Genomic DNA, 23,911 nt, shown 5'->3' with positions numbered 1-23,911 from the left:
GTGCTTAAACGCATCCCCACGCATATATTAAGAGTAGGAAAGGCCCTGTTACACAGGGCCTTTTTGCGCACTCAATCCCGGAAATCGAACAAATCCTTGGGCTTTACTTCCAACACCTCGCATAACTTAAAAATCAGGTCAAAAGACACACCTACATTGCCTAACTCAATGGCGCTGATGTGGCTGCGGTCGATATCTGCCAGTTCGGCTAATTGCAGTTGGGTCAGCTTTTGGCGCTTGCGGTAGTACACCACGTTCAGCCCAAATTTTTCGTAAAGGCTCTTATATTCTGCTTTCATTATTATCACCCCTATCTATTGTAGGGAGATAGAGGAAAGAATAAACCTTGTGTAAATAGCGATATGTTGTTGACACAAGTCATTTGATGTGCTATTCTTACTCAAGGGTCTACCGGGGAGGTGCACTGTGTTTTCCTGAAAGTACGGTTGGGAAGGGAGGCGAGAAAATCTGTCGAATATCTTACGATTGCCACACTTCCCTTGTGTAGGGGATGGGTTTGCAGTATAATATTTTGTTGGGATAAAGACCGCAAATGCTGACATGCGGGAAGTTCCAGAAGGGAGATTATGACTATGCTTTCTATCAGCGGCGTTACGAAAAAGTACGGAAAGAATATTGCCAATGACAACATCAGTTTTGCCGTGGGCGACGGGCAGATTGGTATTTTGCTGGGGCCCAATGGTGCTGGGAAGTCCACGATTATTAAGTGCATTACAGGACTGCTACGTTTTACTGGCCGCATAGAGATAAATGGTGTTGAAAATAATACCATTGAGGCAAAACGCCAGTTAGGCTACATACCAGAAATGCCTGCCGTGTATGATTTACTTACGGTTGCAGAACACCTGGAATTTGTCCGACGGGCCTATAAAGTGGAAGATACAGCCTATTCGCAGCAGCTTTTGGAACGGTTGGAACTGTGGGATAAGAAGGATAAACTGGGCAAGGAGCTTTCAAAAGGGATGCAACAAAAGCTATCCATAGCCTGCGCACTGTGCCATAGGCCTAGGGTAGCGGTGTTCGACGAACCGTTGGTTGGGTTGGATCCTCATGCCATCAAGGAACTAAAAAATATTTTCCGGGAGTTGAAACAGGACGGGGCGTCTGTGCTGATCAGTACCCATATGATTGACAGTGTGGAGGATTACTGGGATGTGGCAAATATTATGATGAACGGCCGCTTTGCCGCGACCAAACTAAACGATAACAGCGAAGAACAGAGCCTGGAGGAACTGTTTTTCCAGATTACGGAAGGGGACACCCCGGATGGAAATGGGGTGGGCGCATGAAAAGCCCCCTTGTTTACCTAACTGTCATCAAGTTGAAAAACCAGCTTAGGGAAGGTATAAAGCATCCGGCTAAGCTGCTTTATGTAGTGTTTTTGGTAGCAATGCTTGTGCTGGCCTCTCTTGGTGGGGGTGGTATGGAAATGGATACACGCCCCTTGTATGAGTTAACCGCCATTATGGTATTGTTTTACAGCATGATGTTCCTGATTACCTTTTTCAATGGGCTTAACGGTGGGGCAGGGAATTACCCTATGTTTACCCTTTCAGATGTAAGTATGCTGTTCCCTTCGCCACTGCGGCCTAATAAGGTTCTGTTTTACGGGTTGATACGGCAGTTAGGGCTTTCACTGCTGCTGGGATTCTTCTTGCTGTTTCAGTATAGCTGGCTACACGCAGCATACGGCTTAGAGTACGTCCATCTGGTACTGATTGTAATAGGTTATGCCCTTACCTTGTTTTTAGGGCAAGTATGTGCGATGGCAGCCTATGTGCGGACAAGTGGCAGCGACAATGCCCGGCGGGCGGTACGTTATATGGTGTATGGAATAACGGCTGCATTTATAGCAGGCTTGTTGCTGCGTTGTGTGCCTATCCTTACCGGCTTAGCCGGGTTGTCAGAGGAAGAATTGCTCCGTGTAGGCTTACCTGACGCTTTCGAGGCGGGGGCAGCTTATCTATCTGATATTGGTATCTTTTTCCCAGTTTCTGGTTGGGTTGCTGGGCTTGTTGGCAATGTTTTTACCAATGACCTCCAGTCTATAAGTATTTGTGCCCTGCTGATTATAGCTGCTTTTGGAGTATGTTTGATATTGGTTGTCAAAAACAAAAACAACTACTATGAGGATGTGCTACAGGGTGCTGAGGTGGCCCAATCAGCTATAACAGCTAAGAGGGAAGGCCAGCCGGCTGAGCTCATACCCAAAAAGGTGCGGCTGGGCAAAACGGGGTTAGAAAAAGGAAAGGGTGCCAGCACGTTGTTTTATAAGCACCTGTTGGAAAACCGCCGTTCAGGTATGCTGATCTTTTCCAAGACTTCTATAATCTTTATAGCAGTCATCATTGGCTGCGCATTTATGTACAATATGATGTTTGCAGATGAAGAGAGCAATACTGCGGCCTTTGTAGCAGTATTTGTAATGGGCACGTATATGCAGATGTTCTCTGAAGGCCTGGGGCGGTTCAGTTGGGAGATATCTAAGCCGTTTATCTACCTGCTGCCAGAACCGCCACTTAAAAAGCTGCTGTGGGCTACAGCAGAAACCCTGATGGCAGACTGCTTTGAGGCGATTGTCATTTTTGTACCAGTGGGCTTAATCCTGCACATTTCCCCGGTGGAAACGGTGATGTGTGTGCTGGCACGGATATCCTTCTCGTTGCTGTTTACTGCCGGTAATATTATGGTGGAACGGGTGTTTGGAACCGTGCGCTCAAAAGGGCTACTTATGGTCTTCTACTTTATTGCTCTGATGCTTTTGGCGCTGCCGGGCATAGGGCTGGGCATCCTGGTGATGAACTTGGAGTTTCTGCCAGGCGCCTGTGGGGTTTTGCTGGGTGTAATGGGCGGTAATATTGTCATTGCACTGTTAGTTATGTTCTTGTGCAGGAACTTGTTACAATATGCGGAACTGAACGGAAAGTAAGATCGGCTGATGAATAGAAACCGCCGCAGCCCTGTTTTTAGGTGCTTGCGGCGGTTTTTTCACATTTTTACTTGACCTTTTCCTGTTTCTATATTATGATAGATTCCCCTGCAGATGTATCAATCGGTTGTGACCTGGCTGCGAATATGTTCCGCCAGCATCTGCCCCGCTAACTGGGAGGGGGATGAGCCGTTGAGGATGAAGTCAGCCCGCCATTTGGTGGGTTCTATGTATTGCTGGTGCCGGTAACGTACCATGTCCAGATAAACCGCTGCAATCTCGTCAAATTGCAAGCCCCATTGTGTCATGTTCCGTTTCAACCGGCGTACTATACGCTCGTCTGCCTGGCAGTCAATAAAAAGTTTCAAGTCGAGCTGGGCATAGAGCCAGTCGTACCACAGTGCATAAAGCCCTTCCACTAAGATCACATCGTGGCCGGCTGCAACGGCCTGGGCAAGATCCTCCCGCAGTTTCTCGTGGAAGATGGTTTCCGGACAGTTGTCATCCAGATAGACCTTACCTGTAATGGGAGCAGCAGCTTTGGGACGCACCTCTGCGGGCTTAAAGTAGCTATCCATATGGAATACCTGTAAGTCAAGGCCGCTGAGCGTATTCTCCAGCCAGTTGGAAAAGGTGGATTTGCCACTGGCGCTGCCTCCGGCAATCCCGATGATATAAGGTTTTTTCATGCTGATCCCTCCTGCTTTTTTTGCATTGTAGCATGGAACGGAAAAGATTGCAATAGGGAATTGGCAGAATAAATATACAATCAATATACATACATAGAGGAGGGATATCATGTTTGAAAACGAACAGAACCGTGAACGCGCCCTTTTAGTGGCACTGGATACTGGCGAATACGATGCCGAAACTTCTTTGGATGAACTTTGTGAGTTGGCGGAAAGCGCTGGGGCTGACCCAGCTTTTACGTTAACGCAGAAACGGCCTTCGCCAGAGGCAGCTACCTGTGTGGGTACAGGAATGGCGGCTGAAGCTGCCGATTTGATCCGGCGGGAAGAGTTGGATATCTGCATCTTTGACCGGGAGTTGACTCCAACGCAGATCCGTAACCTTGAGGAACTATTTGGTGTAAGAGTAATTGACCGCACCATGCTGATTTTGGATATTTTTGCCCAGCGTGCCCGGAGCCGTGAGGGAAAGTTACAGGTTGAACTGGCCCAGTTACGATATATGTTGCCGCGGCTTACAGGTAAAGGGGCAGCGTTGTCCCGTTTAGGTGGCGGCATTGGTACACGAGGGCCTGGTGAAACCAAGCTGGAAACAGACCGGCGGCATATCCGGCGGCGTATTGGTAGTTTGAAAGAGCAACTGGCAGAAAGCGAGGCTGCCCGGGCAGTCACGGAAAAGCGCCGCAAGAAAAACGGCGTTGTTACGGTGGCGCTTGTGGGATATACCAATGCTGGAAAAAGTACCCTAATGAATCGCCTGACCCAAGCAGGCGTATTGGCGGAAGACAAGCTTTTTGCTACGTTGGATCCCACCGCCCGGGCATTAAAACTACCCGGTGGAAAAACAATCATGCTAATTGACACAGTTGGACTGGTGCGGCGGCTACCACATCATCTTGTGGAAGCATTCAAATCCACCTTGGAGCAGGCTGCTACTGCGGATATCCTACTGAATATCTGTGATGCATCTAGCCCTGCGTGCGGGGAACATCTGCGGGTAACAGAAGAATTGCTGCAAAGCCTGGGAACGGGGGAAAGCCCGGTTATTCCGGTACTGAATAAGTGGGATAAGGTGGCTGATATGGAGGCGGTCCCCCGTCTGTCTGGAGCTGTGCACATCAGCGCGCTACATGGGGAGGGCATTGACCAACTTATGCAGGCGATGGAAGATAATTTGTCGGAAAAGACCTTCGAGGTGGAATTGCTACTGCCTTTTGCCAAAAGCGGGCTCGCGGCAAAGCTACGGGATGAAGGCGCTGTGCTAAATGAGGAATATACGCCTGAGGGCTTACGGCTGACTGTCCGGGTAGACCAACGCCTGTATGGCCCGGTGAAGGCATATGATATCAATAAGCTAGAGGGGGAATAACCGTGTTCTATCATGCAAGCCAAACCCATTGCATTGAAGTGTTGGAACCCAGAATATCCCAGCATGAACGACCTTTGGTGTATTTTTCCAAAAAGCGGGAAAATGTACTGGCATATCTTTCCAATGCCATTGAAAAATACTGCCATGAAACGGGTTTTCCCTATGAGCCACCATATCGTAAGTGGGCCAGTTACGGTTTTCATAATGGTTTAGCTCGCCTGGATGAATACTATCCCAACGCCCTGGAGGACACGTATCGGGGTGTTTCCGGCTACATCTACGCTGTAGAAACTGTGCCTGGCGGAGAAACCCAAGCAGATATCCCAGACGCTGTTGTTACCGGCCAGCCCGTGCCTGTTTCTGGTTGTGAGTTCGTACCGGACGCTTACGAGGCTATCCTGGAGGCGGAAGAGGCGGGGTTGATCCTGATCCGCCGGTATGCAGATTTGCCGGAGAGTATGCTTACCTGGTTAGATGGTTGTATCAAACAACAGTACATGGCGGCCAGGGAGATCCCAACATATAGGCATTTCCTTGAGGGAAAGTTCCCTGAAATTATCGGCGGTTTGGAATAAAATGCATATAACTTACATTATCGTGAATAAATATTCAGGATTCTCTTGATTTTCAAAGAGAATCGTGTATAATAGGAATAGGGCTTGTTTGAAAAATCGAAAACGCCGTATTTTTACCCAGAAGCAACCATCTTCTGCGTCGAAAATCCTCGTAATACGCAAGTATTACTTGCGGTTTTCTCCTTGAAGCTGACCGCTTCTGGTCAAAAATCCGTCATTTCCTCTATTTTCAAACAAGCCCTAGTAAGGTCAAAACATCAACAGCATTTGTTGTGTAAACGTGAAAGGGGAAAGTCTTGTGGCTAAAGAAATCAAAAAAGTAGTACTGGCTTATTCAGGTGGGTTGGATACCTCAATCATTATCCCGTGGCTGAAAGAAAACTATAATAACTGTGAGGTTATTGCGGTTTCAGGTGATGTGGGCCAGGGCACGGAGTTGGATGGGCTAGAAGAAAAAGCTAAAAAGACCGGGGCTAGTAAGCTGTATGTGCTGGATTTAAAAGAGGAATTTATTCAGGACTATGTATATCCTACGGTTAAAGCCGGGGCCGTATATGAAAACAAGTATCTGCTGGGTACCTCCTTTGCCCGGCCTATTATTGCCAAGGGCATTGTAGAGATTGCCAAGAAAGAGGGCGCAGATGCAATTTGTCACGGCTGTACTGGCAAGGGTAACGATCAGGTGCGCTTTGAACTAGCTATAAAGGCTTATGCGCCGGACATGGCGATTATAGCCCCGTGGCGCATCTGGGACATTAAAAGCCGTGAAGAAGAGATAGCCTATGCAGAGGCTCATCATGTCCCCCTAAAGATCAACCGTGAAACCAACTACTCCAAAGACAAGAACCTGTGGCATCTCTCCCACGAGGGGCTTGATCTGGAGGATCCGGCCAATGAGCCCCAGTACGATAAGCCCGGCTTTTTGGAACTGGGCGTTAGCCCTGAGGAGGCCCCTGACGAGCCTACTTACATCACTCTGCACTTTGAAAAGGGCGTTCCCACCCAGCTTAACGGAGAAACCTTAAACGGTGTGGATATGGTAACCCGGCTCAATGAGTTGGGCGGCAAAAATGGCATCGGCCTGGCAGATATTATTGAGAACCGTTTGGTGGGCATGAAATCCCGCGGGGTGTATGAAACCCCTGGCGGTACCATCCTCTATCACGCCCACAACAAGCTGGAGGAATTGTGCCTGGACAAGGAAACTTATCACTACAAGCAGCAAGTGGCTTTAAAATTTGCTGATTTGGTCTACAATGGCCAGTGGTATACTCCGCTACGGCAGGCCCTCACCGCCTTTGTGGATTCCACCCAGGAAACCGTTTCCGGCGATGTGAAACTGAAACTCTACAAGGGCAATATCATAGATGCTGGTGTGACAGCGCCGTATTCGCTGTATGACGAGGATATTGCTACCTTTGATGAGGATGAGGTATATAACCAGGCTGATTCTGCCGGATTTATCAACCTGTTCGGGCTTCCCATCAAGGTGCAGGCGAAGAAGGGGCTGACCTACGACAAATAATGAAGGAGCGCGTATATGGAGCGTATCGACATTTACGATAAGTATGGCAGCCCAACTGGCCTCATACGGGAAAAAGAAAGCCCTTTGGGCCCTGAGGAATACCGCATGGCTGTGGGGATGTGGATCGTAGATAAAAGCGGTAGGATTTTCTTGACCCGCCGTAGTATGGAAAAGCGTTATGCCCCCGGAAAGTGGGAAAACCCCGCTGGCCATGTGCAGGCGGGGGAAACACCTATCCATGCGGTGATACGGGAACTTCATGAGGAAACGGGCCTTCGGGTAGAGGAAAGACAGATTACCCTGTTGGGGTGCTCTTGTAGCTGGCCTTATTTGGGCCGGGATTTTGGCGTACATATGGAAGTGGAACTGGACGGGGTACAACTTCAGGAGGGGGAAACTTGCGACGCCAAATGGGTGGATTTTGAAGAATTCACCAGGATGGCGCGAGCAAGGGAATTTGCGCCATCCTTGACCGCTCATATGCGGGATTACCGGGATGCATTCTTAGAGTTTACAGGCCATTCTGGTAGCGATGCGCTAGATTTTTTGTCAGTGGAGGGAAATACATGAAACTTTGGAAGGGCCGTTTCAAAAAGGAGGCTGACCCCAGAACCAATGATTTCAACTCCAGCATTGCCTTTGACAGCCGGATGTACCGGCAGGATATAGAGGGCAGCATTGCCCACGCCACTATGCTGGGAAAGCAGGGTATTATTGACGAGTGTGAAAGCTTGAAGATTTGCATGGAACTAAGTAAAATCCGGGAAGACATAGACAATGGTGTTTTGGCCATTGACCCGGATGCAGAAGATATCCATACCTTTATAGAGCAGGAGCTTACTGCTCGTATCGGTGACACGGGAAAGCGCCTGCACACTGGCCGCAGCCGGAACGATCAGGTGGCCCTGGATATCCGCCTGACCTTGCGGGATGACTGCACCGGGATCAAGTTTCAGATGAAGGAACTGCTTACCGTGCTTTGCCAGAAAGCTATGCAGTATAGTACCTCTGTTATGCCTGGCTACACCCATATGCAGCGGGCGCAGCCCATTACCTTTGGACACCATCTGATGGCCTATGCTGAAATGTTCCTGCGGGATATCTCCCGATTGGACGATGCCCTTAAGCGGATGGATGTATGCCCTCTGGGATGTGGGGCGCTGGCGGGCACCACTTACCCACTGGATCGGACGTTGACTGCCCACTTGCTTGGCTTTTCGACCCCAGCGCAAAACAGCCTGGACGCTGTAGCAGATCGGGATTTTTGCGCAGAGATAGCCTTTGCCGCCTCACTTTGTATGGTGCACCTTTCACGCCTATGTGAGGAACTGGTGCTGTGGTGCAGTTGGGAGTTCCGCTTTATTGAACTGGATGACGCTTACTGTACAGGTTCCAGCATTATGCCACAAAAGAAAAACCCTGACCTGGCAGAGTTGATCAGGGGCAAGTCGGGCCGGGTGTTTGGCGACCTGATAGGTCTTTTAACCATGATGAAGGGTCTGCCTCTGGCTTACAACAAGGATATGCAGGAGGATAAGGAGGCTGTGTTTGACGCAGTAGACACCTTGAAACTTTGCTTGACACCACTGATTCCCATGCTGGATACCATGCGGGTACGGGAGGACAATATGCGTGCCGCAGCGGCCGGAGGTTTTATCAACGCTACGGATTGCGCAGATTATTTGGTGGCGGAGAAGGGCTTACCTTTCCGGGATGCATACAAAATTACCGGGGAATTGGTGGCGCTCTGCATTGACAAAGGTTTAACTTTAGAAACTTTGCCTTTGGAGGATTACCAGCGTATAAGCCCCAGCTTTGACGAAGGCGTATACAGGGCGATTTCCCTGGATAAGTGTGTTGAGGACCGAAAAGTACCCGGCGGTCCGGCTCCGGAGAATGTACGGGCACAGGCCCAGCGGGTTTTGGAATTTGTGAAAAAAATGGAGGCGTGAGATGGAGAGGATAAAGGCCGGCGTAGTAGGCGCCACAGGATATGCAGGGGCGGAGATTTGCCGGTTGATTTTAGGGCATCCCCAGGCGGAACTGGCAGCGATTAGTTCGGTCAGCTTTGAAGGGATGGCGCTATCGGAAGTGTACCCTGCTTATTACCACTTGTGCGATCTGGTGTGTGGTACCCAGGAAGAAGTGCTGGCAAAAAGTGATGTAATCTTTGCAGCGCTGCCCCACGGGCTTTCCCAGAAACTGGCAGCGGATTGCATGGCTGCCGGTAAGAAGTTTATCGACATGGGCGCGGATTTCCGTTTGGAAAACGAACAAGCCTACCAAGAGTGGTACGGCGGTACTTTTACTGATAAATCCCTCCACAGGAAAGCCGTGTACGGCTTACCGGAACTGTTTCGGGAGCAGATCAAAGGGAAAAAGCTGATTGCTAACCCAGGCTGCTATACTACGGCGGTACCGCTGGCGCTTGTACCGGCACTGGCGGCTGGGTTAATTGATCCGGCAGGTATCATTGCCGACTGCAAGTCTGGTGTTACTGGAGCGGGCCGTAAGCCTACACAGCAGAATCATTTCCCAGAACTAAACGAGGGTTTTACCGCCTATAAAGTCGCCAGCCACCGGCATACCCCGGAGATTGAACAGACCCTTAGCCGCATTAGCGGCCAGTCCATACAGGTAACATTCGTGCCTCATCTGCTTCCCGTAAGCCGGGGTATCCTGGCTACCTGCTATGCCCGATTGCAGCCTGGTGTGACAGAAGAAACCCTGCGGGCTGTTTATGAGAAAAGGTACATGGACGAATACTTTGTCCGCTTGCTGCCTGCGGGCCAGGTAGCAAATATCAAAAATGTGCGTTATACCAATTTCTGCGACCTGTCCCTGTTCACCGATACCCGCACGGGTACCTTTGTGGCCATTTCTGCCATTGACAATATGGTGAAGGGTGCGGCAGGACAGGCGGTACAGAATATGAACTTAATGTTTGCTTTGGAAGAGAGCGCTGGGCTGAAACTGGTGCCGCCCGCGTTTTAGCAAGATCATGGAAGGAGAAATCCATATGGAATATATTGAAGGCGGTGTCACTGCGGCTGAGGGATTTTCTGCCAGTGGCCTGCATTGTGGTATCCGCAAAAATAAAACAAAGCCAGATTTAGCTTTGATTTTTAGCGACCGGGAAAGTTCGGCTGGGGCAGTATATACCCAGAATTTGGTAAAGGGTGCGCCCATTGCTGTTACGAAGGAGAACATCGCCGACGGCAAAGCGAGGGCAATTATCTGCAACTCTGGTATTGCAAATACCTGTGCGCCTGATGGTATAGAGAAGGCGCGGGAAATGTGTGCCATTGCAGCCCAGGTGTTGGGTCTTTTGCCCACGGATATTGTTGTGGCATCTACGGGAGTCATCGGCCCCTCTCTGCCTACAGAACCCATCCGTATAGCAGCCCCTGCCTTGAAAGATGCCCTTAGTCCTACTGGTTCGCTGATGGCAGCTACCGCTATTATGACAACCGATACCTTTCCGAAGGAAGCGGCAGTAATGGTAGGGATTGGCGGTAAAAAGGTGAAAATCGGCGGCATTGCAAAAGGCAGTGGTATGATTCATCCCAACATGGCTACCATGCTAAGCTTTATGACAAGCGATTGCGCTATTTCTCCTGAAATGTTACAAAAGGCAATTAAGCAGGCGGCAGACCGTACTTATAACATGATTAGTGTGGATGGTGATACCTCTACCAACGATACTTTCTTAGTACTGGCAAACGGGGCAGCAGGCAACCCGGAGATTTCTGCTGAAGGAGCAGACTTTGAAACTTTTGCCGCCGGGTTAGAGGCGGTGGCCCGAAAGCTTGCTAAAATGCTGGCTCGGGACGGTGAGGGGGCGACAAAGCTGCTTACTGTCCGGGTAGAAGGTGCGCCGGATCTGGATACCGCCCGCACGGTAGCCCGTAGTGTCAGCGCCTCCAGCCTGTTCAAGTCAGCTATGTTTGGGAACGATGCCAACCCCGGCCGTATTCTCTGTGCCATAGGCTATGCTGGAGTATATGTGGATGTAGATAAAATTGATGTCACATTCCGCTCGGTCAAAGGGCAGGAGATGGTCTGCCAGGCTGGTATGGTGATGGATTTCTCGGAGGAACACGCGTTGGAAGTGATTTCACAGCCAGAGGTGGAAACCCTAATCGACCTACATATGAGGGCTATATCAGCGGAGGCCTACGGCTGTGACTTGACCTATGACTATGTGAAGATCAATGCGGATTATCGTTCATGAAGATGAATAGGCCATTGAAAGTTGAAACGCCTTGGGATGTTGCCGCTGCGGTCATGTTTATGCTGCTGGCAGGGAACTTTATAGTATTTGTGGTCTTATGCCTAACTGCCATTGGGCTGGTTTTTCTGGAACCTGCGGCTGCAGTGATTACGGCTCTCATACTGCTGCTGGGCATTGCTTGCCACTTTGTGACCCGGCACAGAACAACCAATCGGTGGCGGAGGCTGCTGTTGGGAGGAATTGTTGCTAATTTCTTTATTGTTGGTTTCTTTGTATTGGTGGTTGTCGCCATGCTGATGGCTTGGACAAACATAGCGGACGTTGCGTAAAAAGGGTGAGTATTCATGCAGGTATCAAACAGTGAGCGGGCCAATATTTTGGTACAGGCTTTGCCATATATCAAGAAATATGCCGGTGCGACGGTGGTAGTAAAGTATGGCGGCAATGCCATGCTGGATGACGGGTTGAAGTCAGCCGTAATGAGCGATATTGTGCTGATGCAACTGGTAGGTATTAATGTAGTGCTGGTTCACGGTGGTGGGCCAGAGATTAACACAATGCTGAAAAAGATTGGCAAAGAAAGCAAATTTGTAGGTGGACTCCGTTATACTGACCGAGAAACCATCGATATAGTGCAGCAGGTGTTAGCAGGCAAGGTAAATAAAGATTTGGTGCAACTTTTAGAGGATGCCGGGGGCAAGGCCATTGGGCTGTGCGGATTGGACGGCTCTCTGTTGAAAGCGGACCAGATGGAGACAGACTTGGGTTTTGTGGGGGAAATCCGAGAGGTAAATGTGGATATCCTTTGTAATGCCGCTAAAAATGGTTACATTCCTATTGTATCTACGGTGGCCGCTGGATATCATGGGGAAGTTTATAATATTAACGCGGATATAGCCGCAGCCCGGATTGCCGCTGAACTTGGGGCCATGAAATTGATATTGATGACAGATGTACGGGGCCTCTTGCAGGATAAGGGGGATGAAAATACAATTATTCCTGTGGTGAATGTCAGTGATGTGCGCCGTTTGAAGAAAGAAGGTGTTATCAGTGGGGGGATGATACCTAAGATTGACTGCTGCGTGGATGCAGTGCGTCGGGGCGTCGGGCGTGCTCATATTATTGATGGGCGTATAGCCCATTCCATTCTAGTGGAACTGTTTACCGATGAGGGCATTGGCACCATGTTTTATTGATTGGGGGAGAGGACATTGGATTTTCAGCAGATCAAAAGGCAGGAACAGGCATACATTATGCATACATACGGCAGGGTGGATATTGCGCTGGTGAAAGGCAGAAACGCCCGTGCTTGGGATTCCCAGGGGAAGGAATATATTGATTTTACCTCTGGGATTGGCGTAAACTGTTTGGGCTATAGCGATCCTCAGTGGGCCGCTGCCGTGGCAAGGCAGGCGGCAGAGATTCAGCATCTGTGCAATTATTACTATTCCCCAGAAAATACTGCGTTGGCACAAGAACTATGCCAGATAGCGGGAATGGCGCAGGCATTTTTCTGCAACTCCGGGGCTGAGGCAAATGAGTGCGCTATTAAAATTGCCAGAAAGTATGGAGAAAAAAGAGGTGCGAATAAGATTGTCACGCTTATGAACTCTTTTCATGGGCGCACAATTACTACATTGGCAGCAACCGGACAGGATGCTTTCCATAAAGACTTTCTGCCATTAACAGAAGGGTTCCTTTACGCCAGTGCTGGCGATCTGGAAGGTATCGCCGCCATGCTGGATGGATCTGTCTGCGGGGTGTTAATGGAAACCATTCAAGGTGAGGGCGGTGTAGCACCTATTGCCCCAGACTTTGTACAAGCCATACGCAAACTTTGCGATGAGCAGGATGTGTTGCTGCTTATTGACGAAGTACAGACGGGAGTAGGACGTACTGGGCATTTTTACAGTTATCAGGGCTTGGGGGTTCAACCAGACATTGTGACCACGGCTAAGGGGCTTGCTGGTGGTCTGCCTATTGGTGCCTGCCTAGTCGATGAAAAGCTGCGGGATATTCTAAGGCCTGGTCAGCAGGGATCTACGTTTGGCGGCAATCCGGTGGTGTGTGCCGGTGCCAGAGAGGTAATCCGGCGAGTCAGCGATCCATCTTTTTTGCAGGCTGTGCAGAAAAAAGGGGCTTACCTAACAGAAAAATTGCTGGCCATGCCGCAGGTGGAACTGGTGCGGGGACAGGGGCTGATGCTGGGTATCCAGCTTAGGGAGAAACAGGCTCATGATGTGTTAGTACGCTGTGCGGCGCAAGGACTTTTGGTGCTTACCGCGAAGGAATTGATCCGCTTTTTGCCGCCATTAACAATTACATTGGAAGAAATAGACGAAGGGCTTGCCCGATTTTCCCAAGTATTGCAGGAGGAAAACTGAATGAAACATTTGTTAAAACTGTTGGATATGACCGGTGAAGAGATCATTGAAACACTCAACTTGGCTGACCAGTTGAAATATGAAACCAAGCACGGCATCCAGCATCACCATTTGAAGGGCCAGTGTTTGGGCATGATTTTTGAGAAATCCTCTACCAGGACACGGGTTTCCTTTGAGGTTGGTATCAATCAGTTGGGGGGCTACGCGGTCGTGTTAGGGGCCGAAGGTTCCCAAATTGGCCGGGGAGAACCTGTACAAGATACCGCACGAGTCTTATCCAGGTATGTAGATGGCATTATGATTCGTACCTTTGCGCAAAAAGAGGTTGAGGATTTGGCAAAATTTGGAAGTGTACCAGTCATCAATGGCCTAACAGACTTTTGCCATCCATGCCAGGTGTTGGCCGACTTGATGACAGTCCGGGAATTCAAGGGTTCGCTGGATGGGCTGAAACTCAGCTTTATTGGTGACGGTAACAACATGATGAATTCGCTGATTGTTGGAGGTCTAAAGGTTGGTATGAACGTATCTGTGGCTTGTCCAGAAGGGTACCGTCCGCCTAAAGAGATTTTGGACTTTGCCGGACAATATGCTGGTTTTGAACTGACGGACGACCCGATGCAGGCTGCCAAAGATGCAGATGTGGTAATTACGGACGTATGGACCTCTATGGGGCAGGAAGAAGAAAGAGCAAAACGGGAGGCGGCCTTCGCCGGTTACTGCATTGACGATAGGATTATGGGAAAGGCCCACTCTGATGCAATGGTGCAGCATTGCTTGCCAGCCCACCGGGGTGAGGAGATTACGGAGGCAGTGTTTGAGGCAAATGCCCAATTTATCTTTGAAGAGGCGGAAAACCGACTTCATGCGCAAAAGGCAGTAATGGTAATGACTATGGGGCGCAAGTAAAACAATAAATTGGCTTGATCCATAGGCCTTATGCAGATAACGAGGCACTATGAACGGATAGGAGTGAGTGAATGAAAAAGTTGATTATCCTACGGGGAAATTCTGGTAGTGGCAAGACCACGGTCGCCAGGGCACTTCAACGGAAAATTGGAAGGAATACTTTGCTGATTTCTCAAGACATGGTGCGTCGTGAAATGCTGCTGGTGAAAGACGGCCCAGAGAATCCTGCCATCCCGCTGCTGATAGGCTTACTGGAATACGGTTGGGAACGTGTCCCGGTTACGATTTTAGAGGGGATTTTCCATGCAGAGTGGTATGCACCGTTATTTGAACGGGCGGCAACCTTTTACAGGGAAAATATCTTTGCATATTATTATGATATTCCCTTCGAAGAAACCCTTCGGCGCCACCAGACACGGGCTAACCGAGATGCATTTGGCGAGAAAGAAATGCGTGACTGGTGGTTGGAAAAAGACCTTATTGGCAGTATACCGGAAACCATCTTAACCAAAGAGATGGGGATTGAACAAGTGGTGGATATGATTTACCGGGCAGCAATGGTATAAGTGTTTACAGGTCAGCCGGTTGCCCGTCATCTAGTTCTTTTTCAGCGCGTAACGAGGGCAGTATATGAGCGCTCCGCAAAAAGGCATACAGCATAAATAAGCCAACGGTATAGAGCAGAACCCAAACACTTTTTGCGGCTAAAGAAAAATACACTGCCGCAACCATTGCCAGAGGATGCATTTTAGCTGTAGAAGCTACCAGCTTTGGTTCAACGATTTGCCGTACGCAGGTCATGACCAGCCAGCCTACCATTAACCCCAAACCACGGCCATACTGGCCAATTAACAACTGGTATACTGCCAGAGGGGTAAAAACAATTCCAGGTCCCAGCACGGGCAGTACATCTGCCACACAGGTGAGAGCAGCAGTAAGCAGGGGATAGGGAAGCCGCAGGATACACAGGATTACAAAAGCCTCACAAAAGCTAATAAAGTATATAAGCGTATAGGAAAGTAGATAGCGACGGCCTGTCCCAGAAGAGTTTTTAAGCCCATGTTTTAACTGTTCTATGATGTGGCGAGGAAATAGGCAGAAAAAAAATTCTTGCAGACGAGAGAAGTCCTTTGCAATGAAAAAAGCTGAAAAAGCTGTCGTTAATAGCATGGCCAGTAGGGTAGGCAATGAAGTTAGCAAGCCCAGCAGGCTATTCAAGGCGGTAAGGGCAAGCCCAGCACTGCTTTTTAGAAATTCTGCTAATTCTTTCCAGTTTCCAGCTTGCAGATGTAGACGCTGGAAAAACTCGCCGGCCTGTTGAAAGAATGCCCGGACTGGCGGAGAGAATGCAGGAAACCCACCTTCGGCTGCCCGGATCAGAAACGCGGTTAGCTCTTTGATACCATAGGCACATAGCAAGGCCATTGTGGCCAGCACAAGAATAAGTGTTAGTGCTGTGACGCCTCCTGCGGCTGCTTTTCGCGGCAGATGTAGCTTGTCTTGGACAAATTGAATAATAGGTTGTACGGCTATGGCGGTAAGCAGGCCCAGAAGGAAGGGAAGAGAATACAGGAAAGTCCACCGCCATAATAGAAAAAGTAGCGTATACCCTCCAAAAAACAGGGCCAGTGGTATAAAGCGTTTCCACTCCCAGGTTTGAAACATGGTGTTTTCCTCCATAAGCAATACTGCTGATTAATATGGAAGTTTTCAAGAGGAATATACGTAAGGAACATAGGAGGTGGGTGTAGATAGCAAAAGCGGGCCCGGCTATTTTCGGCCAAACCCGCGCGAAACTACGTATAAGGTTTATTTTTAGTTAACTTTGAAGTCTTTATCTTTACTGTCTAGGCCGGTGAGCAGCCACATAACAGAAACACCTAAAATGTCCGCAAGGGCCAATAATTCCATGTCAGTAACATAACGAATCTGTCCCTCTAGTTTAGACAGGCCAGAGGCATTTAGATCTACCCCGCGGACCTGCAATTGGGCTAGCAGTTCTTTCTGTTTCATGTTCTGATTTTTCCGCGCGGTTTCCACTCTGGCACCAATAAGGTTTTTAGTGCCCAAGGGTTGCCCTCTCAGCCTCATAATGCATTCACTCCCCGTTTACCGTTGGATAAAAAAATCATGTTTGTAATAAATTCTCCTTAATTACATATTATAGTTGAACATTAATTAAAAATCAACCCCTTTTCTTAAAATAATTTAGCATAGTTCTCAAATAGCAAAATACAGCTATACTTTACTATCTTTGGCTGATATAATAGCCTAAAGTATGTAGAATGAACCTGGATACCACTATTGACAAGTATGGTATAATGGTGGTAAAAAACGGAAAACGAAAGGAAGATCAGAGTGAGCGGAGATTTTTCCAGCCGAAAGCTGACTATGTTGACTGACTTTTATGAGTTGACAATGGCCAACGGGTACTTTTTGGAAGGCTTTCGGGATACAGTATGCTATTTTGATATGTTTTTCCGCAGAATCCCGGATAACGGGGGCTTTGCGATTATGGCAGGGGTAGAACAACTGGTGGAGTACCTAAAAAACTTACATTTTTCCGAAGAGGACATAGCATATCTGGCTAGCAGGCATATGTTTAGCCCTGAATTCTTGGATTACCTGAGAGATTTCCATTTTACCTGCGATGTCTGGGCTATCCCGGAGGGTACCCCAATTTTTCCTGGCGAGCCTGTCGTCACTGTCCGTGGCCCAGCGATCCAGGCACAATTTATTGAAACTATGGTACTTTTATGTATCAATCATCAAAGTTTGATCGCTACAAAGTCTAACCGCATTGTCCGGGCTGCCCAGGGTCGTGCCGTGATGGAGTTTGGCTCCCGTAGGGCACAGGGGTTTGACGGCGCGATATATGGGGCGCGAGCAGCGTATATTGGTGGCTGCGCAGGTACAGCTTGTACAGTGAGCGACCAAATGTTTGGCGTTCCGGCATTGGGAACTATGGCACACAGTTGGATCCAATTGTTTGGAAACGAATATGAGGCGTTTAAAGCCTATGCAGAGGCATACCCCAATAATTGTGTACTTCTGGTAGATACTTATAATGTGTTGAAGTCTGGTGTACCTAATGCCATCAAGGTGTTTCAGGAGGTACTGGGGCCTAAAGGGCTCAGACCCAAGGGTATCCGTATTGATAGCGGTGACATTACCTATCTTTCCCGTAAAGCTCGCAAAATGTTGGACGACGCGGGGTTTGAAGACTGCCCTATCTGTGCCTCTAACTCGTTAGACGAGTATATTATCCGGGATATGCTCATCCAAGGAGCTAAGGTGGACTCCTTTGGCGTGGGTGAGCGGATGATTACGTCTTCTTCAGAACCTGTATTTGGCGGCGTATACAAACTGGTGGGGGTAGAGAACCCTGATGGAACGGTATCGCCCCGCATCAAGATTAGCGAGAATGTGACGAAAATTACTACCCCTTGTTTTAAGAGCGTCTGGCGACTTTTTGATAAAGAAACTGACAAGGCAATCGCCGATGTGGTAACGATGCACGATGAGATCATTGATGAAGAGAAACCATATGTGTTATTTGACCCTAACCATACATGGAAACGTAAGACGGTAGAGAACTTCCATGCGGTACCACTTATGACACAGATATTTAAGGAGGGAGCGTGTATCTATACACCTCGGGCCCTAAATGCTATTAAAGCTTACTGTTCTGCACAGGTGGACTCCCTATGGGAGGAGGTCACGCGGTTTGAAAATCCCCATAATTACTATGTTGATCTTTCTCAACAGTTGTGGGATGAAAAAAACCGAATGCTTTCAGAAAAAAACTATTGACAATTTGGGCTGGAATCTCTTACAATATTTGTTGTGAGCAAGCCGGGCAGTTGCGGGCGTAGGGCGAAAGTCCGCGTCTGAGGAAAGTCCGAGCTCCCAAGGGCAAGGATAACGGCTAACCGCCGCCGGGGGTGACCCCAGGGAAAGTGCAACAGAGATATACCGCCCTGGCCTGCGGGCTTGGGTAAGGATGGAAAGGCGAGGTAAGAGCTCACCGGCGCATAGGAAACTATGCGGCCCTGTAAACCCTATCCGGGAGCAACACCGTGGAGGGATTATAGTTTGGCTGAGGCCAGGCTATGTGCGCGGCCCGCGCAGCCTGTGGAGGTGGCGTGAGCCTATTGGTAACGGTAGGCCAAGATAGATGACTGCTCAAGACAGAACTCGGCTTATAGACTTGGTCACAAAAACAGGGACGCACTTTGCGTCCCTGTTTTCTTTCTTTTTGCAATTAGCCTATCTTATAGGAAACCTCTATCATCAATGCAGGAATACCTTATCCTCGCCTTCCTCCGGTGGAGCAAACGGATTGGGTGCTACCGGTAGATAAGCTTTATATAGCGCATCATCATGATTGTAGCGCACGGAACATGACTGGTCAAAAATCATAGTGGCAACCGTATCACCTGTGCAAGGCGCCCAGGCAGGCAGGGAGGGATGGCTTGGCACCCCATACCTGGCGAAGTTTACAAAACTGCCAGCCATGCGGTCTTCTAGAAGATCAGAAACACCGGGTACGTTGCAGATAAACACTTTATCTGTGTTATGGAAGAAGAAGGGGATATCAGCGCAGTGCCAGGCAGGATGTCCATCATCTAAGGGCAGTTCAAAATTAAATAGGTAGCAATAAGTAGCAGCCTCAGGATGTGCGCCTTTTTTTCTGGCAAAATCTTTGCTGGCTTCCCTGCACATGGCATCTAGGGAAAGTACATCTGTAAGGTTCTTTTCTGGATAGCACTCCTTAAAGAGCCTGGCAACTTCCTCTGTACCATCCTTCAACCGCTTACGGAGCATCGCCATTTGCTCTTCTTCTGTTAAGTCATATTTTTGAGGGATGCCAGGGGCAAAGGCGAATTCACCAAAGACACTACCGATAATTACAGGGATTGTTTTGGCATGGTCGGTAAAACCAACCTTGCGAGGGTCGCCCACATAGAAATCATTTTCAATGGGGCCGTTGCCCGTGTAGTGGCCTTGCTGAGCAATTCCAGGTGCTACTGCCTTGTAGGCCTCAGCCAATTTCTCGTATGCAACCGTTTCCAATTGTTCAATATCAGCAGCGGCTAACCCTAGATATCCAAGCATAGCGTCAATAAGCGGGCGGCTATCGCGATCCGGCTGAGCCTCTAAAATGCCATCAAATACCCCGCTCATAATGATGCCCTTATGGAATAGCCCATCAGCGCTGGGAATTTGCATTAGATTAAAGACCTTTGCGCCGCCACCAGACTGACCGAAAATGGTCACGTTGTCTGGATCACCGCCAAAGTTTGCGATGTTATCCCGCACCCACTCCAATGCGGCCACCAAATCAGCATTACCCGCATTACCGGAATTCTTATACTTTTCGCCATAGGGGGAGAGATCCAAATAACCCAGAATATTTAGCCTGTGGTTTAAGGTGACAACTACCACATCGCCAAATTTGGAAAGATTCTCACCATCATAAGCAATTTGTTCAATGGAAGAGCCTGCAGAGAACCCACCGCCATGGAGCCACACCATAACGGGTTTCTTGGCAGCCGGATCTATGGACTGGCTCCATATGTTCAGATACTGACAGTTTTCATCTTTGGGCCAGTAACGGTGTGGTACCATAATTTCCCCTTGTGCAGTTTCTCGATCCAGCATCGGGCTAACATAACCATATGAGAGCGCATCCCGTACGCCTTGCCAGGACTGTGGCGGGGTAGGGGGCTGGAAACGCTTGGCATCGGCATACTTGATACCGTGGAAGGTATAGGTTCCGTCCACGATAAACCCACGCAATTTACCGGCTTTGGTTTGTACAATCGGCTCGGTGGTAGAACACACAAATTGCTTTGCCATAATAAAACATCATCCCTTCTTGAAGTTTCTGGTTATATTTTACAGTAATTGCAGGTGATTTGCAAGAGGGAACACAAAAAAAGTTGATGGATAAACCAAATTTAACTATAGTAGGCTTATTCTATCTGGAAGAGATGCCAGTATGCAATCCCTCAAATTACAATAAAGCTATATCGCTCTTGCCGATGTGGTAGGAGCTTGTTCTATTTATAACAAGTCCACCATATTATGAGAGCAGAAGGACGGTGAACCAAATGAGATATGAAAGTTTTAACCAAGTGGCATCGCTTATACCTTTATACCAGGACAGGCTGTTGGCTTTGCCGGAGAGCCTGAAAGCAAACATTAGTGATGTACGGTTGAAAAGTGGTTACCCTGTAAGCCTGTGTGGACGAGAAGGGGTTTCCTTCTTAAGAGAGAAAGGAGGAGTTACCGAAAAACTGGAATCAGGGCTGGCGATGGTATCACCTGTCTATTTGCGTGAAACCTTCTTGTACCTATGCGGCCACTCAGTATTCAGCCATGAGGAGGAAATCCGGCATGGATATGTACAGGCAGATGGTTGCAGAATTGGCATTTGTGGCACGGCGGTACTAGAAAAAGGCCGTGTCAAGGGAATGCGGGATATTACTTCCATGGTGTTGCGGATTCCACGGGAAGTACCGGGGTGTTCAGACAAACTTTACCAACATAGGGTGGACTTTTCGAAAGGGGTACTGATAGCTGGGGCGCCGGGTAGTGGTAAGACAACACTGTTAAGGGATATTACCCAGGCATTGTCCACTGGTAGGTTTGCGCCTTGCCTACGGATAGCGGTGTTGGATAGCCGGGGAGAGATTTCCAGTGGTTTTGATTTGGGGCCTTGTGCGGATGTTCTAAAGGGCTTTCCCAAACCTCAAGCAATGGATATAGCCTTGCGTACACTTTCACCGGAACTAATTCTTTGCGATGAGCTATCTCCGGATGACTTAGGGGCGGTGCGCCGTTCCTTATACGCTGGGGTAGGGATTATTGCTACGGTGCATGCGGGAAGGGACGAGTTGTTCCGCCGCCCGCTTTGCCGCAAACTAATAGAAACCGGCGCCTTTGGAACTATAGTAACCCTTTATGGCCGCAGCTTTCCTTGCCAGATTGACCGAGTTGAAACGACAAATCGGCTGGCGGGTTGGGAAAGTAGGGCGGGATAATGAAACTAGTAGGCGCAATCTTTTTGATACTTAGTGGAGTAATCTGGGGAATAGAACAGGCTGGTAGTTTAAAGCGCCGGGTAGAACGGCTAACAGACTTATTTTGTCTGGTTCGTCAAATGCTTACAGAGATTACTTACTCATCCCGCCCATTAAGTGAGATGATTGCTGCTGGGGACAGTCTATTTTGCCGCAAAGCTATAGAACGGGAAAGCTTTGCGGATGACCCTGCCAGTGCGCTGGCCTGGGCTGGAGATCAGATATTGACCTGCCAGAAGGACAAGGATTTGCTAAGTGGGTTTACCCAAAATCTGGGAACCAGCGATACGCAAGGGCAACAAGAGCATTTGCAGCTATATCTTGCGTTGATTGGGGACAGGCTACAGGAGGCCAGGGACGCATATGGACAGAAAAGGCGGCTGTACCTTGCACTGGGATTGTTTGCCGGGCTGACGGTTTGTATCGTTATCCTGTAAAGGGCAGTGTATATGTAAGACTGGGAGGTAAAAAGCAGTGGATGTAGATCTCATATTCCGAATAGCAGCAATTGGCATCATTGTGGCAGTACTTAACCAGTTGTTGATCCGTTCGGGCAGGGAGGAGCAAGCCTTGATGACCACGCTAGCCGGGCTTATCGTAGTTTTAATGATGATCATACAGGAGATTGATGCCCTGTTTCAGGCTATCAAAAATGTGTTCCAGTTATGAGTATCGAGGCTTTATTAGGGATAGCTGCCTGCGCCTTGTGTGCTGCTGTATTGGGAACGTTGGTAAAAAAATCCAACCGGGAATATGCTCTGCTACTTTCAACTGTAGCAACGGTTTTAATCATATACATGGCCGTGGAGAATGCCAGCCCACTGGTCGAACAGTTGCTGGGACTGGCAGGTAGTGGAAGCTTACAGGAGATTTGTTTAACCGCTATGTTGAAGGCCGTAGGGCTAACATTGATTGGGCAGTTAGCAGTCCATTTATGTAAAGATGCGGGTGAGTCGGCTATAGCCTATGGGATCGAAGTAGCTGCTAAGGTTGCTACTTTAGCTGTTGCCATGCCGTTACTGACCCGATTATTTGGATATCTGGGAGAAATCTTAAAATTATGAGGAAGAAAAAATGGATATTTGGACTTATGGCCTTGTTGTCGATGTTTCTAATGGGGGATATGGCGCCCCATGCGTCGGCGGATGAACTTTATGAGCAGAGTGGCACGTCGGGACTGTATAACGAACTCGACCAAGATACCCGTAACCTATTAGATGGATTAGGGGTTGATAGCGGGGTAGTAACGGAAGAAATATCTGGAGAAGGAATATGGGACACAATTTCCAGCATGGTGCGAGATACACTGTTTGCCCCTGCCAAATCGCTGGCGGCATTGACCGCAGTTGGAATCCTGGCCAGGCTTTGTGAGTGTTTTGAGGACGGGGATGGTATGACCGAACAGATAGGGATACTGGTATGTGGAGTAATCTTATCAGGCCCATTGTTAGGGTTAATATCTACTTGCCAACGTGTTACAGATACAGCGGCGGCATTTTTAGGGGCGGCAGTACCCGTATATGCCGGTCTGTTGGGGGCAGCAGGGCAGATGGCTGTGGGGAGTGGATACAGCTTTTGGGCCATGCTGGCGGGCGAAATTCTGCCAGTCCTTTCAACCGGGTTTCTTCTGCCAGTGTTGAGGATATATCTGGCCCTGTCTATAGCAACCGTAATATCAGGGGCTCCGTTGGCGCGGGTGCCAGGAATGATCTATTCGCTGAGTAAGTGGAGCTTGGTTACATTAGTAACTATCTATACAGGCGTTCTTTCGGTACAAACGGCATTAAATGCACAGGTGGACGCAGCAACAAACAAGGCAGCCAAATTGGCTATTTCCACAGGTGTGCCAATTGTGGGTGGCGCACTGGGGGATGCCGTGGCTGCTATACAGAATAGTATCCATATTGTTAAGTCGGGGGCAGGGGCTTTTGGAATTCTAGCTGTACTGTGTATCTTTGCCCCTGTTATGATAGAATGCCTGCTGTGGTTGGCAATATGCCTAGCCGGACAAACGTCTGGAGAGTTACTGGGAATTTCACAATTTAGTGGGCTATTGGGTGTATTTTCCAATACGGTGAAAATGATACTTGCCATACTTGCCAGTATATGTGTCGTATGTATTGCTAGTGCAGCCGCGATAATTTTTGCTGGGGCTGGAGGGTAAAAGAAAGTGTTGGTATAAAGAAAA

25 protein-coding genes and 1 other RNA gene are annotated in these 23,911 nt (G+C 48.7%); 21 read left to right on the top strand and 5 right to left on the bottom strand.

All coding sequences use genetic code 11. The features are described from left to right. Positions 1-71: 71 nt before the first annotated feature. Complete coding sequence (locus tag U8U01_RS08630; protein ID WP_322173378.1) at positions 72-299, bottom strand: helix-turn-helix domain-containing protein; 228 nt, start codon at positions 297-299, stop codon at positions 72-74. Between the two features lie 294 nt (positions 300-593). On the opposite strand from U8U01_RS08630, the gene U8U01_RS08625 reads away from it, so the two are divergent. Both U8U01_RS08625 and U8U01_RS08620 read left to right on the top strand, forming a co-directional pair. Continuing rightward, positions 594-1,310, top strand: coding sequence for an ABC transporter ATP-binding protein (locus U8U01_RS08625; RefSeq protein WP_322173505.1), 717 nt, complete (start codon positions 594-596; stop codon positions 1,308-1,310). Beyond that, positions 1,307-2,950: a putative ABC exporter domain-containing protein gene (locus tag U8U01_RS08620; protein ID WP_322173376.1), complete on the top strand. Its 1,644-nt coding sequence runs from the start codon at positions 1,307-1,309 to the stop codon at positions 2,948-2,950. Before U8U01_RS08625 ends, U8U01_RS08620 begins: the two co-directional genes overlap by 4 nt. 119 nt (positions 2,951-3,069) lie before the next feature. Here U8U01_RS08620 and U8U01_RS08615 read toward each other — a convergent pair whose 3' ends face one another. After that, positions 3,070-3,639 (bottom strand): uridine kinase family protein, encoded by a 570-nt coding sequence (locus tag U8U01_RS08615; protein WP_322173374.1) that lies wholly within the window; start codon positions 3,637-3,639, stop codon positions 3,070-3,072. 109 nt (positions 3,640-3,748) lie between these two features. Here U8U01_RS08615 and hflX point away from each other — a divergent pair, with 109 nt between their 5' ends. The 12 genes from hflX to U8U01_RS08555 all read left to right on the top strand — a co-directional run bounded on the left by hflX (position 3,749) and on the right by U8U01_RS08555 (position 15,201). Beyond that, entirely contained in the window at positions 3,749-5,008 is a 1,260-nt protein-coding gene (hflX, locus tag U8U01_RS08610) for a GTPase HflX (RefSeq protein ID WP_322173372.1), read from the top strand. A 2-nt stretch (positions 5,009-5,010) separates the two neighbouring features. Further along, positions 5,011-5,583, top strand: coding sequence for a hypothetical protein (locus U8U01_RS08605; RefSeq protein WP_322173370.1), 573 nt, complete (start codon positions 5,011-5,013; stop codon positions 5,581-5,583). A 298-nt stretch (positions 5,584-5,881) separates the two neighbouring features. Further along, complete coding sequence (locus U8U01_RS08600) at positions 5,882-7,108, top strand: argininosuccinate synthase (protein WP_322173368.1); 1,227 nt, start codon at positions 5,882-5,884, stop codon at positions 7,106-7,108. A 15-nt stretch (positions 7,109-7,123) separates the two neighbouring features. Further along, entirely contained in the window at positions 7,124-7,678 is a 555-nt protein-coding gene (locus tag U8U01_RS08595; RefSeq protein WP_322173366.1) for an NUDIX domain-containing protein, read from the top strand. Next, positions 7,675-9,060 (top strand): argininosuccinate lyase, encoded by a 1,386-nt coding sequence (gene argH / locus U8U01_RS08590; protein WP_322173365.1) that lies wholly within the window; start codon positions 7,675-7,677, stop codon positions 9,058-9,060. Before U8U01_RS08595 ends, argH begins: the two co-directional genes overlap by 4 nt. A gap of 1 nt (position 9,061) precedes the next feature. After that, the gene (argC, locus tag U8U01_RS08585; protein ID WP_322173362.1) at positions 9,062-10,102 is read left to right on the top strand and encodes an N-acetyl-gamma-glutamyl-phosphate reductase; all 1,041 of its coding nucleotides are present in this window, start codon (positions 9,062-9,064) and stop codon (positions 10,100-10,102) included. Positions 10,103-10,127: 25 nt separating this feature from the next. Then, entirely contained in the window at positions 10,128-11,342 is a 1,215-nt protein-coding gene (gene argJ, locus U8U01_RS08580) for a bifunctional glutamate N-acetyltransferase/amino-acid acetyltransferase ArgJ (RefSeq protein WP_322173360.1), read from the top strand. Then, positions 11,339-11,671, top strand: coding sequence for a hypothetical protein (locus tag U8U01_RS08575; protein ID WP_322173358.1), 333 nt, complete (start codon positions 11,339-11,341; stop codon positions 11,669-11,671). The genes argJ and U8U01_RS08575 overlap by 4 nt, the downstream gene beginning before the upstream one ends. A gap of 15 nt (positions 11,672-11,686) precedes the next feature. Continuing rightward, positions 11,687-12,538 (top strand): acetylglutamate kinase, encoded by an 852-nt coding sequence (argB, locus tag U8U01_RS08570; protein ID WP_322173356.1) that lies wholly within the window; start codon positions 11,687-11,689, stop codon positions 12,536-12,538. A 15-nt stretch (positions 12,539-12,553) separates the two neighbouring features. Beyond that, positions 12,554-13,726 carry an aspartate aminotransferase family protein gene (locus U8U01_RS08565; protein ID WP_322173355.1) on the top strand — a complete coding sequence of 391 codons (1,173 nt, stop codon included), beginning with the start codon at positions 12,554-12,556 and terminating at the stop codon, positions 13,724-13,726. Continuing rightward, the gene (argF, locus tag U8U01_RS08560) at positions 13,727-14,635 is read left to right on the top strand and encodes an ornithine carbamoyltransferase (RefSeq protein WP_322173353.1); all 909 of its coding nucleotides are present in this window, start codon (positions 13,727-13,729) and stop codon (positions 14,633-14,635) included. 71 nt (positions 14,636-14,706) lie between these two features. Beyond that, positions 14,707-15,201, top strand: a complete 495-nt coding sequence (locus U8U01_RS08555) for a kinase (protein ID WP_322173351.1) — start codon at positions 14,707-14,709, stop codon at positions 15,199-15,201. 4 nt (positions 15,202-15,205) lie between these two features. Here the strand turns inward: U8U01_RS08555 and U8U01_RS08550 are convergent, their stop codons facing one another. Both U8U01_RS08550 and U8U01_RS08545 read right to left on the bottom strand, forming a co-directional pair. Then, positions 15,206-16,315, bottom strand: a complete 1,110-nt coding sequence (locus U8U01_RS08550; protein ID WP_322173350.1) for an AI-2E family transporter — start codon at positions 16,313-16,315, stop codon at positions 15,206-15,208. A 135-nt stretch (positions 16,316-16,450) separates the two neighbouring features. Beyond that, positions 16,451-16,648, bottom strand: a complete 198-nt coding sequence (locus U8U01_RS08545) for a hypothetical protein (protein WP_322173348.1) — start codon at positions 16,646-16,648, stop codon at positions 16,451-16,453. Positions 16,649-17,026: 378 nt separating this feature from the next. Here U8U01_RS08545 and U8U01_RS08540 point away from each other — a divergent pair, with 378 nt between their 5' ends. Then, positions 17,027-18,448 (top strand): nicotinate phosphoribosyltransferase, encoded by a 1,422-nt coding sequence (locus U8U01_RS08540; RefSeq protein ID WP_322173503.1) that lies wholly within the window; start codon positions 17,027-17,029, stop codon positions 18,446-18,448. Between the two features lie 34 nt (positions 18,449-18,482). Then, an RNA gene (rnpB, locus tag U8U01_RS08535) (RNase P RNA component class A) lies at positions 18,483-18,856 on the top strand. 72 nt (positions 18,857-18,928) lie between these two features. Here rnpB and U8U01_RS08530 read toward each other — a convergent pair. Then, positions 18,929-20,497, bottom strand: a complete 1,569-nt coding sequence (locus tag U8U01_RS08530) for a carboxylesterase/lipase family protein (RefSeq protein ID WP_322173346.1) — start codon at positions 20,495-20,497, stop codon at positions 18,929-18,931. A 254-nt stretch (positions 20,498-20,751) separates the two neighbouring features. On the opposite strand from U8U01_RS08530, the gene U8U01_RS08525 reads away from it, so the two are divergent. Genes U8U01_RS08525 through U8U01_RS08505 form a run of 5 tightly spaced genes read left to right on the top strand, consistent with a single transcriptional unit; the run spans position 20,752 to position 23,887 of the window. After that, positions 20,752-21,684, top strand: coding sequence for a stage III sporulation protein AA (locus U8U01_RS08525; protein ID WP_322173344.1), 933 nt, complete (start codon positions 20,752-20,754; stop codon positions 21,682-21,684). Continuing rightward, positions 21,684-22,160 (top strand): stage III sporulation protein AB, encoded by a 477-nt coding sequence (locus U8U01_RS08520; protein ID WP_322173343.1) that lies wholly within the window; start codon positions 21,684-21,686, stop codon positions 22,158-22,160. Before U8U01_RS08525 ends, U8U01_RS08520 begins: the two co-directional genes overlap by 1 nt. Before the next feature lie 37 nt (positions 22,161-22,197). Beyond that, entirely contained in the window at positions 22,198-22,392 is a 195-nt protein-coding gene (gene spoIIIAC, locus U8U01_RS08515; RefSeq protein WP_322173341.1) for a stage III sporulation protein AC, read from the top strand. After that, entirely contained in the window at positions 22,389-22,787 is a 399-nt protein-coding gene (locus U8U01_RS08510; RefSeq protein ID WP_322173340.1) for a SpoIIIAC/SpoIIIAD family protein, read from the top strand. The genes spoIIIAC and U8U01_RS08510 overlap by 4 nt, the downstream gene beginning before the upstream one ends. Then, entirely contained in the window at positions 22,784-23,887 is a 1,104-nt protein-coding gene (locus U8U01_RS08505; protein WP_322173339.1) for a stage III sporulation protein AE, read from the top strand. The genes U8U01_RS08510 and U8U01_RS08505 overlap by 4 nt, the downstream gene beginning before the upstream one ends. Positions 23,888-23,911: the final 24 nt, after the last annotated feature.

The organism is Acutalibacter caecimuris (assembly GCF_034335085.1).
In the GTDB taxonomy this organism is placed as follows: domain Bacteria; phylum Bacillota; class Clostridia; order Oscillospirales; family Acutalibacteraceae; genus Acutalibacter; species Acutalibacter caecimuris.
This window is presented reverse-complemented; position numbering and strand designations above follow the sequence as displayed.

What these genes read in the sequence shown, in the direction of transcription:
- U8U01_RS08630 (WP_322173378.1), bottom strand. Translation starts at nt 299, where the DNA reads ATGAAAGCAGAATATAAGAGCCTTTACGAAAAATTTGGGCTGAACGTG.
- U8U01_RS08625 (WP_322173505.1), top strand. Translation starts at nt 594, where the DNA reads ATGCTTTCTATCAGCGGCGTTACGAAAAAGTACGGAAAGAATATTGCC.
- U8U01_RS08620 (WP_322173376.1), top strand. Translation starts at nt 1,307, where the DNA reads ATGAAAAGCCCCCTTGTTTACCTAACTGTCATCAAGTTGAAAAACCAG.
- U8U01_RS08615 (WP_322173374.1), bottom strand. Translation starts at nt 3,639, where the DNA reads ATGAAAAAACCTTATATCATCGGGATTGCCGGAGGCAGCGCCAGTGGC.
- hflX (WP_322173372.1), top strand. Translation starts at nt 3,749, where the DNA reads ATGTTTGAAAACGAACAGAACCGTGAACGCGCCCTTTTAGTGGCACTG.
- U8U01_RS08595 (WP_322173366.1), top strand. Translation starts at nt 7,124, where the DNA reads ATGGAGCGTATCGACATTTACGATAAGTATGGCAGCCCAACTGGCCTC.
- argH (WP_322173365.1), top strand. Translation starts at nt 7,675, where the DNA reads ATGAAACTTTGGAAGGGCCGTTTCAAAAAGGAGGCTGACCCCAGAACC.
- argC (WP_322173362.1), top strand. Translation starts at nt 9,062, where the DNA reads ATGGAGAGGATAAAGGCCGGCGTAGTAGGCGCCACAGGATATGCAGGG.
- argJ (WP_322173360.1), top strand. Translation starts at nt 10,128, where the DNA reads ATGGAATATATTGAAGGCGGTGTCACTGCGGCTGAGGGATTTTCTGCC.
- U8U01_RS08575 (WP_322173358.1), top strand. Translation starts at nt 11,339, where the DNA reads ATGAAGATGAATAGGCCATTGAAAGTTGAAACGCCTTGGGATGTTGCC.
- argB (WP_322173356.1), top strand. Translation starts at nt 11,687, where the DNA reads ATGCAGGTATCAAACAGTGAGCGGGCCAATATTTTGGTACAGGCTTTG.
- argF (WP_322173353.1), top strand. Translation starts at nt 13,727, where the DNA reads ATGAAACATTTGTTAAAACTGTTGGATATGACCGGTGAAGAGATCATT.
- U8U01_RS08555 (WP_322173351.1), top strand. Translation starts at nt 14,707, where the DNA reads ATGAAAAAGTTGATTATCCTACGGGGAAATTCTGGTAGTGGCAAGACC.
- U8U01_RS08550 (WP_322173350.1), bottom strand. Translation starts at nt 16,315, where the DNA reads ATGGAGGAAAACACCATGTTTCAAACCTGGGAGTGGAAACGCTTTATA.
- U8U01_RS08545 (WP_322173348.1), bottom strand. Translation starts at nt 16,648, where the DNA reads ATGAAACAGAAAGAACTGCTAGCCCAATTGCAGGTCCGCGGGGTAGAT.
- U8U01_RS08540 (WP_322173503.1), top strand. Translation starts at nt 17,027, where the DNA reads ATGTTGACTGACTTTTATGAGTTGACAATGGCCAACGGGTACTTTTTG.
- U8U01_RS08530 (WP_322173346.1), bottom strand. Translation starts at nt 20,497, where the DNA reads ATGGCAAAGCAATTTGTGTGTTCTACCACCGAGCCGATTGTACAAACC.
- U8U01_RS08525 (WP_322173344.1), top strand. Translation starts at nt 20,752, where the DNA reads ATGAGATATGAAAGTTTTAACCAAGTGGCATCGCTTATACCTTTATAC.
- U8U01_RS08520 (WP_322173343.1), top strand. Translation starts at nt 21,684, where the DNA reads ATGAAACTAGTAGGCGCAATCTTTTTGATACTTAGTGGAGTAATCTGG.
- U8U01_RS08510 (WP_322173340.1), top strand. Translation starts at nt 22,389, where the DNA reads ATGAGTATCGAGGCTTTATTAGGGATAGCTGCCTGCGCCTTGTGTGCT.
- U8U01_RS08505 (WP_322173339.1), top strand. Translation starts at nt 22,784, where the DNA reads ATGAGGAAGAAAAAATGGATATTTGGACTTATGGCCTTGTTGTCGATG.